The organism is Bacteroidota bacterium, from assembly GCA_034723125.1.
Lineage (GTDB): Bacteria > Bacteroidota > Bacteroidia > CAILMK01 > JAAYUY01 > JAYEOP01.
In genome coordinates this window covers 1579-15506 of record JAYEOP010000154.1, presented here as the reverse complement: position 1 = coordinate 15506, position 13928 = coordinate 1579, and the positions used below count along the sequence as shown (strand labels likewise).

The following is a 13928-nucleotide window of genomic DNA, read 5'->3' as shown; positions in this document are numbered from 1 at the left end:
TGTGTATCGCCAACAATTACTTTATTAGCTTCTTGTTTTAGAAAAACATCAAGCATTGCAGGAGAAGCATCTTGACCTTCATCAAAAAGAATGTAATCAAAATTTAGTTTTGGATTAGAAAGCTGAAATTTCTTGAGATAAAAATCGTGAGTGATTTCAATTTCTCCTTTGTCCATTTTACTTAATAAAAGTCGAGTTTGTCCCTCAATATAATCGTAAAATGTAGTTACGAATGTTTTTGCTTTACTATCAGAAACAATATCAAGATAATTTAAGTCTTGAATTTTTGCTTTGTTACTATTACAGAAATAAGCAATGAATTTGTTTATATGGTTTGCAATAATATATTCAGCGTGCTTTTCTCCATTTCCTTGAAGCTTTAAAAGTTCAGCAACTTCATAAGTTTTAAAACCTTGGTGTCTGACTTTATAATTGTATTTGAAAACAATGTTTTTGTAAGCAAGTGAATGAGCCGTTTCAACTTTTACATTTGAAACTCCTTTTTCTTGGAATTTTTTAACGGCTTCTAATTTGACCGACTTGTTAAAAGCAAGATAAAGAATTTTACTGTTTTGTGGTCGAGCTTTTGCGTATTCAATTACAGTCGTAGTCTTTCCAGAACCAGCAACAGCATTTATTTTAATGTTGCCAGTCGAATTGATTATGTCATATTGCTCTTTTGTTAATTTCACTTTTTTATTTTGTTGTCCGCAATTGGCTATAACATTAATATAAACAGAACTTCCGTTTATTTCCATTATATGTTGATATACTCAAAAACCTATAATTCCATATCATCCAATGGATTAACGATGCCGCCAAGTCCTTTGCTAGTAATATGAGTGTAAATCTCTGTAGTTTTACTCGATTCATGCACTAATAAAATTGAATATATCTTTAATATATTTGCAAATATAATAATTATTTATTTGATAACAAATTGTTTAGTTTTTTCCTAAAATAAATTATTATTTTAAAGGTAAGTTAAAAACCAATTATCATTCCTGCAATACTTGCTGTAAGCAAAGAAGCAATTGTACCACCTATAAGTGCTTTTAATCCTAGTTTTGACAAAACTGTTCTTTGGTTTGGTGCTAATGCACTTATCCCACCAATTTGAATACCTATAGAAGCAAAATTTGCAAAGCCACACAAAGCATAAGTTGTAATTATTACTGACCTTGGATTTGTTAGTAAAAATGAATCTCTTAATCCGCCTAAAGAAGTGTAAGCATAAAATTCATTTAAAATAGTTTTTTCACCTAATAACTGACCAACCATAACAATGTCATTTGAAGGAATACCGATTAGCCAAGCAATTGGAGCGAATATCATCCCGAGAATAAATTGCATATTAAAACCTTCATACTGTCCACCACTTACTTCATTTATGTAATCATTTAAACCTGTAGGATTTCCAATCCAATGAAAAACTATATAATTCATAAGAGCCATCATAGCAGTAAAAACCAGTAACATAGCTCCCACATTAACAGCTAAACGCAAACCGTCAGTAGTTCCTTTGGCAAGTGAATCAAGTACATTTGTTCCAACCACTTCTTTTGAAACACTTAGGTCTTTCCTTATTTCTTTAGTTTCAGGAAGAATAATTTTTGCAATAAACAAGGCAGCAGGAGCATTCATAATTGATGCTGTTAATAAATGAGTAGCAAATAATTTTTGTTGCTCAGGGTCAGCTCCACCTAAAAAACCAATGTAAGCAGCAAGTACACCTCCTGCAATAGTAGCCATCCCTCCTGTCATCAAAGCCATTATCTCCGATTTTGTCATAGTTGGCAAATATGGTTTTATAACCAAAGGGGCTTCTGTTTGTCCGATAAAAATATTTGCAGCAGCAGAAAGACTTTCAGCACCTGACAAATGCATTGCCTTCCTCATTACCCATGCAAAAACCCAAACAACTTTTTGTAAAATTCCATAATAATAAAGTACTGAAGTTAAGGCAGAAAAGAAAATTACAGTTGGTAAAACCTGAAAAGCAAAAATATACCCGAATGATTCGGTATTTTCAATTAAACTTCCAAAAAGAAATAAGGAGCCTTCGCGAGTAAAAGCAAGAAGTTGAACAAAAAATGAAGAAACACCATCAAAAGCATTTCGGATAAAAGCAATTTTTAAAACACCAATAGCAAATGTAAGTTGCATTAAAATCCCAACTGCTGGAATTCTCCAATTAATCTTCTTTTTATTATCACTTATCAAAAAGGCAATAAAAATTAAAACAAAAATGCCGATAATTCCTCTGAAGTTCCCTATTCCACCGGTTGTTTTTTCATTTGTAACAAATAAAAAAACTTTTTCTCCATCTTTAATAACAAATTCCGAATCTGTTAATTTTATTACCTCAAATTCCTTTAGGTTTTTCTGTCCTTGTCTTTTTAATGAAAAAATATTTTTATCTGAGAACGACCATTCCCCTTTGTATGATTTTTTTGTACTTTTATTTTTATATAAATAAGTATTGTCTTTATTAAAAGTAAAATAATGAACATTAATTTCGTTTTCATTTTTATCAATGGTTCCTATTTCGGAGGAGTAAATATGCCATTCACCTTCAATATTTGATGATTCTTTGCCATATACTTTATTTGTATGTATTGTGAAAAATAACAAAAAAATAAGGAAAGAAATATTAGCAAACAGAATTGTTTTTTTCATTTACTTTCCTTAATTTTAATTGCATCTCTAATTTTTGCAGCAAAAATATAATCTTCTTCAGCTATTGCTTTATCAAGCATATCCGTTAATTCATTTATTGAGTAAGTACTTAAATCGTCAATAGCAACATCCTCATTACCTCCACCTTCCGGAGATTTTTCATCCTCAACAGTTTCCTCTTTTGGATTTTCCATATTTTTCATTTGAAAAGATTTTAAAGCAATACCTGCTTCTGATAATATTTCTTCATTTGTATAAATAGGACAATTAAAACGTATTGCAAGTGCAATTGCATCTGAAGTTCTTGAGTCGATTTTTAAAATTTCATCTCCAGCTGATGCTATAATATATGAATAAAAAATACCTTCATGGAGTTTATAAATAAAAACTTCCTTTATTCTTACTTTAAAACTCTTTGCAAATGTTTTAAAAAGATCATGAGTCATAGGACGTATTGGCTTAATATTTTCAAGCTTAATCGCTATTGCCTGAGCTTCAAGTACACCTATTACAATAGGCAACTTTCTTTCGCCACCTAATTCTTCCATTATTAAAGTATAGGAAGAAGCTACATTCCCTGACGAAATACCTAATATCTTTAATTGAATCTTATCCATAATAAATTTAAAACACAAAGTTAAGTTTTCAATTTCAAATAAAAGAATTTATAGCAATTAAACATCAAACTTACCGATATAAATCGTTTCTATTTCAGATATAATAAAAGCAACATACTTTATGGGTAAGTTGCTCCTATATAGTGTCTATAAGAAAAACGTATGTTTTTGACTGTTAGAATATTATGTGTATTTTGTCGCTTGAATCTAATGTCATAAAGTAGTCATTAAATTGTCATTAAGTTACAAAACCCAATGACAACTTGGCTAAATGACTATTAATGACAATTGAATGACTTTTACATTCACATCCATTATTAATTCAAAGCCCAAGTATAATAAGTAATACAAAGTTTTCTTAGTGCCACTATATAGTGTCTTTAAGAAAAGTCTGCAAAATTTAATACGTCTAAACTATATCTCCTCAAATCTTCCTTGAAAAAATCTCAAATTTGCAGGTTCATAAACGAACTTCAAACCTTTTATTGAATCTCTCTTTTTGTAAAGAGCAATAATGCTTTCTGCTACCATATCCATGTGAGAATTAGTATAAGCTCTACGAGGAATTGTTAGACGAACCAATTCAAGTTTCGGTCTGTAATTTTCACCGTTTTTCTTTCTTCCGCTTGACACATTTCCACGTTCCATAGCTCTTACTCCTGACTCAACAAACAATGCCGAAGCAAGTGCTTGTGCAGGGTATGCATCCTGATCAATATGTGGTAAAAATCTTTTTGCATCTAAGAAAATAGCATGAGTTCCGGCAGGCTCAACGATAGGAATACCTGCATCAAGTAATTTTTCTCCAAGATATTGAGTTTGTTCAACCCTAGCTCTTATGTATTCATACTGAACCATTTCTTTAGTTCCTTGTGCATGAACCGCCATATCCGCAGCAGAAATTCCACCGTTAGTTACAGAACCTTCATAAATCCTAAGCATGTTAAGTGCTTTCTTGTAAAACTCTTCATCATCTCTAATCGCAAGATAACCACCAATATTTACAAGATAATCTTTTTTACTTGAAACTGTACAGCCATCACCATAACTAAACAACTCACGAAGAATTTCTTTGATAGATACATCTTTATATCTTTCATCTTTTTTCTTAATCATGTATGCATTTTCAACGGCACGTGTTGCATCAAACATTTGTGGAATCTTGTGTAATTTACAAAAGGCGTAAACTTCTTTTGCATTATCCATTGAAATAGGCTGACCACCAGCAAGATTTACACTAAATTCAAAACTGATATAAGGGATACATCCTTCACCATGCTCATCAATAATTGCCTGAACTTTTTTAAGATCAATATTTCCTTTCCAAATAAAAGTGGATTGAGGATCATGAGCTTCATCACAAATTACGTCAACAAAAGTACCACCAGCCATTTCCTGATGCAACTTTGTAGTTGTAAAATACATGTTACCCGGAACATAACCATCTTTTATCAAACATTGAGACATTATGTGTTCAGCAGCTCTCCCCTGATGTGTTGGAATAATATATTTATAGCCTGTTACATCTTGAAGAGTTTCTACAAAATCAAAAGAATCTTTGCTTGAAGCTTGAGTTTCACCACCTTCATTATATTTTGACCATTGTTCAACACTTTGTGCTGTTGTTCCTGAATCAGTTAAAAAGTCAATTGTAATATCTTTTGAAGGAAGAAGGAATGTATTATATCCAACTTCTTTAATTATTTTTTTACGTTCTTCAATTGTGTCAACACCAACGTATTCTATTGTTGTAATTACATGAGGTTCGCAATCAAAGTTATATTCTTCAATATCCGGAATATTCCAATCAAATTGAGCTTCGTCATTCCAATCAGGATTATTTAATATTTTAAGTCCTTGTACATTATCTTTATTTGCATAAATATCATTTAACACTTCAGAAATTTGTGTTAACTGATCGTTGTTAAATGAAAGTCGGGGAATTTGTAAAGGAATTATGTTGCTATCAGTAAGCCTTTCATCAAGGAAAATTCTTACACCTGATTTCAAATATAATAATGCTGCAAGTGTTTCAGCTTGATTTTCTTTAATCTGAGGAAAAAATTCATCAGCTTTTATATATATTCCATCACTACCAAGATGATAAGGAATTCCTTTTAACAGTGAAGCAAAATCTTTTATCTGTTGAGAAATCCACTTAGCCTGATTTTCATAAATCATTTCATTAATTCCACGAGAAAAAACTTCCATAGTTCTACCTGCCATTCCGCCATAAGTATGCAGACCTTCAAAAACTACAACCTCGTTCATATATTTTTCATATAAATCATATATTCCTGTAGCTATAAGTCCACCTGTATTACAGCGAGGATCCTGAGCTGCATCAAGTACACAAACATCAGTAAAAGCAGATATTTTTTTAATAATTTCTGCAAGTTTCAAATTTTTGTATTCTGTAGAATTTTCACGAATATAATTTGCATTCTCAACAATTCTTGAAAAATTAACTATCAATGGAACTTTTTTAGCAACACAAATTTTATGTACCTCCTCAATATTTGATAAGGAAACAGCTTTGTATCCACTTTTGTAAAGTTCAATATAAACATAAGGAACATTTGTTTTGCCCGAAAGTTTATTTTCCAATTCGGAAGTATTAATGTTACCCGAAAAATTCGGGTCATTCTCATTTTCTATTAAAAGCTCAACAGAAGCTGATTTGTCTTCTGAAAATAATTCGATAAGCTTTGAATTTGAATAAATAACATCATCTTTAGAAAGCATTGTTGATGTAATCAATTTGTGTGAGCCTTTTAAATTATGGGTAGGACAAACATATTCAAATCCAAAAATATCTTTTACTGTTTTTAACAAAAACTCAAAATTACGGCTTCCTGCATAGGTTTCATCACCAATAAATAATCCTGAAAGTTGATTTTGACTCATGGCACTAGTACCCTGACTTGTCATATCAAATGTAACGTTTTTAGAATTAATATTAAATGTATTGAAATTTGCATTTTTCAAAAACACTGTTCTATCTTTTAAAGTTGTAAAAACAACTTTCCTGATTGTTTTAATCTTGTGCGGTTCGGATATCATAAATCTATGTTTATATTATTAATAAAAAAATATCCTGCAAAAGTATCATTTTTTTTTAATAAAAAGCTGAGCCATATTTGAAAAAATAAAGTCAACTTATTGTGAGTTATACTAAAGGACTTCTACTTGCAAAAGCAGAAACTATTTGTAAAAAAAGAAACAATTATTTTATCGGATGATGTTCTTTAAATTTTTCCAAACGATTTTTAAGGTCAGGAAATTGACTTCTACTAACTAAAGAAACACATGCTCTTAATCCTTCTGTTCTTTCACTTCCGGTAATTGCAAGTGATATTCCACTAATGCCATAATACAATAATTCTTCAAGTAGTTTTTCTCCAGAAAATCCCGGATATGAAAATGTAAAATAAAATCCATCAGCAATTGGTGCATCTTCATCTTTATCATAAACAAGATTAAAACCATTTGAGAGAAAAAGTTTTTTCATAACTTTAGCTCTTTCTGCATATTCAAGAACACTTTCTCTGTAATTAATTTCTTTATTATTAACGGCTTTTAAAATAGCAGTAATTGCATACTGTGCAGAATGAGCAGTACCTGCATTTATTGCATATAAAGAACCATAAATTAATGCTTGTCCAAAAATATCAGAATTAAAATTTCGTTTTAATTCCGGAGAAACTGTATTAAAAATTTTATCGGAAACAATAACAATTCCTAAACGCTGACCGGCATAACTAAATGCTTTTGAAGTTGATATCAATAAAATATAATTATCAGTATAATTAGCAACTGTAGGTTGATAAGGTGGTTCACCCGGTATTGAATAATCTTTTCTAAAATCCATACCAAAATATGCAAGGTCTTCTATTACAACAACATTGTATTTGTTTGCTAATTCGCCAATAATTTTTAATTCTTTATCAGTAAAGCAAATCCAAGATGGATTATTTGGATTAGAATATAAAATAGAAGAAATCTCACCTTTTGATAAATACGATTCTAATTTGTCTTTAAGTTTATCACCACGATAATTATAAACATCAAAACTTTCAAAATCCAGATTTAATGATTTTAATTGTTGCTTGTGAACAGGAAAACCGGGGTCTATAAATAAATGTTTATAAGGCTTTTTATTTAATTTACTCAAAGTCATAAATACTGAAAAGCTCCCTGATGTTGAACCAACTGATGGTACGCAACCATTTTTATTAACATCAATATTTAAAAAGTTTTTTATAAAAAGTTGCACTTCGGTTTTTAACTCGGGAATACCTTCTATATTAACATATTTTGAAGCAACTCCTCTTTTAAGTGCTTCTATCTCAGCATCAACACCAATTTTTACTGCCTCTAAGCCGGGAATACCCATTTCCATCCTTACAAACTTATCTCCTGTTTCTTCTTCAATCTGATTAACAATCTTTAATAATTCACGAATAGAAGCTTTTCCAACATTTTCAAGTCCACTTTCTTCTATTTTTGTTTTTACTATTTTATAATTTATCGGTGTATCTTTCATGCCTATTCTTTTTATTTTTCTTTAATAATTCAATTTAAAGCAATTATAAATTTGATTATAAAAGTATGAAAATATTATCAAACTATACAAGTTATGCTAAAAACTAATTTACCACAATATTAATAATTCTTTTTGGAACAAATATAATTTTCCTTACAGTTTTACCATCTGTCCATTTTTTTACAGTTTCCAATTTAAGTACCTCATCTTCCACAAAGTCTTTTGAGCAATCTATAGAAAAACTATGTTTTGCTCTTAGTTTTCCATTAATTGAAATAGGATAATCATAACTATCTTCTCTAATATATTTTTCATTATATTCTGGAAAAGAGGTAGTTGCAATGCTTTTTTCATTACCCGAAAGTTTCCAAAGTTCTTCAGAAATATGAGGTGCAAAAGGTGCTAATAAAATATTTAAGGGTTGTAAAATAGATTTTTTATTACAATTAAGCTTAAGAAGTTCATTTGTTGCAATCATAAATTCACTCACACAGGTATTAAATGATAATTTCTCAATATCCTCATGAATTTTTTTAATCGTTTTATGTAAAATCTTTAACTCCCCTTCTGTTGCTTTGTCATCCGACAAATAAAACTCATTATTTTTATTAAAATATAAATTCCAGAATTTTCTTAAAAACTTTGATACACCCTCAATACCATCGGTATTCCAAGGTTTATGCTGTTCAATTGGACCGAGAAACATTTCATACATTCTAAAAGTATCAGCTCCGTATTTTTCAATAACATCATCAGGATTTACGACATTATGCAATGATTTTGACATTTTTTCAACTGCATCTCCACAATAATATTTGCCTTCTTCAAGAATAAATTCTGCATTTTTAAATTCAGGTCTCCATTTTTTAAATGCTTGTAAATCCAGAATATCATTTTCAACAATATTTACATCAACATTCAAAGGAGTTGAAAATTCTTTTCTTCCTTTAACATTCTTGGAAACAAATTTTGTTTTTAAATCAACGCTATCTTCTTCAAGAAAGGATGATACTTCATTTCCTTCTATCAATTGAATGATTTTATCAATAACTTCATCAATATTGTCAAATATTTTTACAATTGGAATCAACAAATATTTTTGATTGGTTTTATTAAAATAATCTGAATAATCAGATTCCAACTTTTCTAAATTTTTATAACATTTTATTTCTAAAACCAATTTTTGTTTTTGCGAATAAAAATCAAATCGTCTATGTCCATCCTTGTAATTTTTCAGGAATTTTATTCCTAATTTATTATCCTTTATCTTTTCCCACAAAAGATATTCAGCATATTTTTCGTTATTAATTCTATACACAAAACTTGAGCGACCTTGAATCATTCCCTGATTAACGAGCTTTTTAAAAGGTTCATCTTTACAGCTTTTTCCAATATCAAAAAGAAATTTATTCCAAAATCTTGAATATATCAGATGTCCTGTTGCATGCTCTGTGCCTCCAATATAAAGGTCAACATCCTGCCAGTATTTATTTGATTCTTTCGAAAAATACTCACTGTTATTTTTGGGATCCATGTACCTTAAATAATATCCGCTTGAACCGGCAAAACCAGGCATTGTATCATACTCATAGCTGTATCCTTCTTTTGTTTTCCAATTTTTAGCTCTTGCTAATGGAGGTTCTCCTTCTTCCGTTGGCAAAAACTTATCAACTTCCGGAAGTTCAAGAGGTAGTTCTTTTTCATTAAGAACATAAGGAATATCATTTTTGTAATAAACAGGAAAGGGTTCGCCCCAATATCGTTGACGACTAAAAATCGCATCTCTCATTTTGTAATTAACTTTGCTTACGCCAATTCCTTTTTCTTCAATTTTTGAATTCATCAATTTAATAGCTTCACTTACTTCCAAGCCATTAAGAAAATCCGAATTTATTAATTTCCCTTCTTTGGCATCATAGGATTCTTTAGAAATATCACCACCAGAAACGACTTCAACAATAGGGATTTTAAAATGTTTTGCAAAAGCATAATCACGGCTATCGTGAGCAGGCACACTCATTACAGCCCCTGTCCCATATTGAAAAAGCACATAATCGGCAATCCAGATTTGCATTTTATTTTTCGTAAATGGATGAATAGCATAAGCACCTGTAAATTGTCCTGTAATTTTTTTTATGTCTGCAAGCCTTTCTCTTTCTGTACGCTTGCTTGTTATCTCAATATAGCTGTTTACTTCATTTTCATATTCACTTGTAGTAATTTCTTTTACAATTGGATGCTCAGGAGCAAGCACCATAAAAGTTGAGCCAAAAAGAGTATCGGAACGGGTTGTAAAAACACGAATTTTTTTATTTGAATTTGATATTTCAAAATTTATTTCAGCACCTACTGATTTACCAATCCAATATTTCTGCATTTCTATTAAAGAGTCCGACCAATCAATTTTATCCAAGCCTTGCAATAATCTTTCGGAATATGCAGAAACTCTCAACAACCATTGTTTCATAGGTTTTTGCTCCACCATACATCCGCCTCTAACAGAATAACCGTCTTTAACCTCATCATTTGCAAGTACGGTTCCTAATTCAGGACACCAATTTACTGTTGTTTCATCCTGAAATGCAAGGCGGTAATTCATTAAAACATTTCTCTGTTTTCCTTCATCCATTGCTTTCCATTCCGAAGCGGAAAAATGCAATTCTTTTGTCGATGTAGCATTCACATTTAAGCTACCATTTATTTCAAATTCCCGAATTAAATTTTCAATAGGTTCTGCTTTTTGACTTTTATTATCGTAGTAATGATTAAACAACTTTATAAAAACCCATTGTGTCCATTTGTAATAATCAGAATCACAAGTTCTTACTTCCCTATCCCAATCATAAGCAAATCCAATTTTATGCAATTGCTCTTTATATCTTTTAATATTGTTAGTTGTTGTAACATCAGGATGCTGTCCTGTTTGTATTGCGTACTGTTCGGCAGGAAGTCCAAAAGCATCAAAACCCATTGGATGAAGTACGTTAAAACCTTTTAGTTTTTTAAAGCGTGAAAAAATATCCGAGGCAATATATCCCAAAGGATGACCTACATGCAATCCCGCACCTGAAGGATATGGAAACATATCTAAAACATAAAACTTTGGTTTTTTCTCATCAACTTCTACTTTGTTGCTTTGCTTCTTTTCCCAATACTTTTGCCAAAAGGATTCTATTTCACTAAAATTGTATTCTGCCATTTATCCAAATTTAAAGACTTTTTTTAAAACGGCAAAAATACATAAATCGTTTTTGTTTAATCAAGCATCACAAAATTTCTTCCCTCACCAATATTTTAAAAAAATTTGCAAATACTTATTCCTACATCGTATATTAGTAGTTGAAAGTTAACCAAATAATAAAACCATGAAACTTCTTTTATTACTAATCGCCTTTGCCATACTTGTTGCTTGGATTGTATCAAGTATTTATTATTCATTTCAAAACGCTGATGATGTTTGTAAAAATTGCACAGAGGATTGCAAGCATTGTCCTTACGAGAGAAACGAATTTTTTAAATCAAGTAAAATAATTTCTGTTTAAGGGGGGGTAAAAAAAATAATTACAATTTTATTCCTTTTAAAATTAAATCCCCATCCATACAAATATCTGAAATTTTCACTTTTACAAATTCGTTCTCCCTTGAATCACCAGCTTCAAACACAACAGGAATATAGTGCTCACCATATCCATGAGTAAAACCTTTGTCATCAATTTTCTCAATCAAAACATCCTGTGTTTTCCCTATCATTGATTTTCTATAGTTCTCTTTTTGTTCATCACTAATTTTTCTTATTATTTCACTTCTTTCAGACTTAATTCTTCCATCAATCTGCCCTTGCATTTTCGCGGCTCGAGTACCTTCTCTAATGGAATATTTAAAAGTATGAATATGCCCAAAACCTATTTTTTCAATTGCTTCAATAGTTTTTTGAAAATCTTCTTCCGTTTCTCCCGGAAAACCAACGATAATATCTGTTGTGAAATTAAAATCCGGAACAACTTTTCTTATTTTATCAGTAATTTCCACAAAGGACTTTAAAGAATTCATCCTTCTCATTTTTTTAAGAATATTATCCGAACCACTTTGTAAACAAAGATGTAAATGAGGTGTTAGTTTTGGATTTTTAAATAATGAATAAAAACTATCTGAAAAATTATCCGGTTCAATTGAAGAAATTCTCAATCTAAAATCTCCTGGAATATTCAATATTTTTTCAATCAAATTTTCAAAACTTAAAGCATTATATTCGTAAGTAGAAATATTTACTCCTGTAAGTACAATTTCTTTATATCCAAATTCCAATACTTTTTTAATATTTTTTATAACTTCGGGAAAAGGACGACTTATCGCTCTACCTCTTACTGTGGGAACTATGCAATAAGTACAAAATTGATTACAACCATCCTGAATTTTTATAAATGAGCGAGTATGAAAAGTTCTTTTTGCAGGATTAAATCCAAACTTGTCATTTTTAAGATTATCAATATCTATCACTTCGCCTTTAAAGTGAGAATCCACAATTGGAAAAATGGAAGTCTTTCTTTCATTATCAACAAAATATGTTACATTGTTTAATTTACTCTCCAGCTTTTCCGAGTAATTATTTACCATACAACCCGTAACAATTACAACTGCATTTTTTTTATTTTTTGTTATTTGATTAATAAAAGTCCGTGAACGTTTATCACCCTGATTTGTAACAGTACAGGTATTTACAACATAAACATCAGCGTCATCATTAAAATCAACAATTTGATAATTATTTTCATCAAATTCAGAAGCAATAGCATCTGTTTCGTACTGATTTAAACGACAACCAAGAGTTTTAAACGCAATTTTCTTTTGCATAAAGATAGAAAATAGAGTGAATGGGAAAATGAGTTAATGAATAAGCAAATCAACAGTTATTGATATTAGCATATTTATGACATAAAAAAGCTTTCACTTAGTTCTTATGATTTGCATTTACAAACTTAAATTTAGTACCACCCGTTTGTCTGAAAAAGATTACACAAACAACATCTAAATGACTTTTATTCCAATTAGAATTCAATTGAATTGTCATATTATTAATAACGGAAGTATCATCAGGGACAATTCCTCCTGCAATTTTATAACCGCACATATTGTCCGTTCTTGCTCCTGTTCTTAACACATGTACATGGTAATATTCATCATCATCATTTCCTGCTTGATTATATGAACCTGATGATTCTGAACCATCAATCCTATTTTCTGTAACAAAAGCATTTATATAAAAATCACCATAATAAAAATCACCATTTGGATTATCATAAAATTGTGTAAGTGCTTTTATTGTATATTTATCTCCACTCCTCACAGCAGTAAAAACGCAACTTGCAAGAGGATTAAGATCAAGATAATTATTAATAGTTTCTTCAGATTTATCCTTTGTATTAGCAATAAAAAAAGAAGGAATTCCTGAATAAGGGAAATTATTCCTAAAACTATTAGCTAATTCTCCAATAAACATTGGGTCGGTGCATGAATTTAAATTTGTATGTACAGCAATTGGAACAATTTTATTTCCAAAAGTATTTGTTAAACTTGCCATTGTTTCATGTCCCCATTCACCACAAGGAGGACAGCAAGTAGAAGTAAACTCAAGTACCCAAGGTACTACTTTTTGTTCAGGATAAAGGCAACTACCGTCATCTTCTTTTGCATCGGGATTATAATTTACCGATTTTGGATCAGTACATCCATACTTACTATTTGAAGGGTCATTACCATCACCATCATCACTACATGATGAAAAAATTAAAGCAATTACAACTATTAATAATCCTATTTTTTTCATAATAATATATTTAAAATATTAACCATCAAAGATAAGTCTTTTTCATTAATTAATATGGTAAATAATTATTTTTTTTTAATTGAGGATTATTAGTCAATTGGCAGTCAGGCAATAGGTTGTCAATATTAAAAATTAACGAATAAACATAAAGAAGTACTTAAAGTGCCTAGAGTGCCTAAAGTACTTAGAGTTATGTGTTACGAATAAACATAAAGAAGTACTTAAAGTGCCTAGAGTGCCTAAAGTACTTAGAGTTATGTGT

General features: G+C 30.2%; 9 protein-coding genes. 1 reads left to right on the top strand and 8 read right to left on the bottom strand.

Going from position 1 to position 13928, the window contains the following annotated elements; genetic code table 11:
• The 6 genes from U9R42_04575 to U9R42_04550 all read right to left on the bottom strand — a co-directional run.
• The coding region (locus U9R42_04575) for an AAA family ATPase (GenBank protein MEA3495291.1) at positions 1-692 on the bottom strand (692 nt) is incomplete at its 3' end.
• Between the two features lie 292 nt (positions 693-984).
• Positions 985-2679, bottom strand: coding sequence for a nucleoside transporter C-terminal domain-containing protein (locus U9R42_04570; GenBank protein MEA3495290.1), 1695 nt, complete (start codon positions 2677-2679; stop codon positions 985-987).
• A complete protein-coding gene (locus tag U9R42_04565) occupies positions 2676-3296 on the bottom strand; it encodes a bifunctional nuclease family protein (protein MEA3495289.1) in 621 nt (206 codons plus the stop codon). The genes U9R42_04570 and U9R42_04565 overlap by 4 nt, the downstream gene beginning before the upstream one ends.
• 414 nt (positions 3297-3710) lie before the next feature.
• Positions 3711-6359, bottom strand: coding sequence for a tryptophanase (locus U9R42_04560; protein ID MEA3495288.1), 2649 nt, complete (start codon positions 6357-6359; stop codon positions 3711-3713).
• A 163-nt stretch (positions 6360-6522) separates the two neighbouring features.
• Positions 6523-7842, bottom strand: coding sequence for a pyridoxal phosphate-dependent aminotransferase (locus U9R42_04555; protein ID MEA3495287.1), 1320 nt, complete (start codon positions 7840-7842; stop codon positions 6523-6525).
• A 103-nt stretch (positions 7843-7945) separates the two neighbouring features.
• On the bottom strand, positions 7946-11041 hold the full coding sequence (locus tag U9R42_04550; protein MEA3495286.1) for a class I tRNA ligase family protein: 3096 nt from the start codon (positions 11039-11041) through the stop codon (positions 7946-7948).
• Between the two features lie 166 nt (positions 11042-11207).
• On the opposite strand from U9R42_04550, the gene U9R42_04545 reads away from it, so the two are divergent.
• Positions 11208-11384: a hypothetical protein gene (locus U9R42_04545; GenBank protein MEA3495285.1), complete on the top strand. Its 177-nt coding sequence runs from the start codon at positions 11208-11210 to the stop codon at positions 11382-11384.
• A 19-nt stretch (positions 11385-11403) separates the two neighbouring features.
• Here the strand turns inward: U9R42_04545 and mtaB are convergent, their stop codons facing one another.
• Both mtaB and U9R42_04535 read right to left on the bottom strand, forming a co-directional pair.
• A complete protein-coding gene (mtaB, locus tag U9R42_04540) occupies positions 11404-12693 on the bottom strand; it encodes a tRNA (N(6)-L-threonylcarbamoyladenosine(37)-C(2))-methylthiotransferase MtaB (protein MEA3495284.1) in 1290 nt (429 codons plus the stop codon).
• A gap of 97 nt (positions 12694-12790) precedes the next feature.
• Entirely contained in the window at positions 12791-13666 is an 876-nt protein-coding gene (locus U9R42_04535; protein ID MEA3495283.1) for a hypothetical protein, read from the bottom strand.
• Positions 13667-13928: the final 262 nt, after the last annotated feature.

Bases quoted from the DNA above. Each gene is read 5' to 3' on its own strand.
- U9R42_04570 (MEA3495290.1), bottom strand. From the start codon at position 2,679: ATGAAAAAAACAATTCTGTTTGCTAATATTTCTTTCCTTATTTTTTTG.
- U9R42_04565 (MEA3495289.1), bottom strand. From the start codon at position 3,296: ATGGATAAGATTCAATTAAAGATATTAGGTATTTCGTCAGGGAATGTA.
- U9R42_04560 (MEA3495288.1), bottom strand. From the start codon at position 6,359: ATGATATCCGAACCGCACAAGATTAAAACAATCAGGAAAGTTGTTTTT.
- U9R42_04555 (MEA3495287.1), bottom strand. From the start codon at position 7,842: ATGAAAGATACACCGATAAATTATAAAATAGTAAAAACAAAAATAGAA.
- U9R42_04550 (MEA3495286.1), bottom strand. From the start codon at position 11,041: ATGGCAGAATACAATTTTAGTGAAATAGAATCCTTTTGGCAAAAGTAT.
- U9R42_04545 (MEA3495285.1), top strand. From the start codon at position 11,208: ATGAAACTTCTTTTATTACTAATCGCCTTTGCCATACTTGTTGCTTGG.
- mtaB (MEA3495284.1), bottom strand. From the start codon at position 12,693: ATGCAAAAGAAAATTGCGTTTAAAACTCTTGGTTGTCGTTTAAATCAG.
- U9R42_04535 (MEA3495283.1), bottom strand. From the start codon at position 13,666: ATGAAAAAAATAGGATTATTAATAGTTGTAATTGCTTTAATTTTTTCA.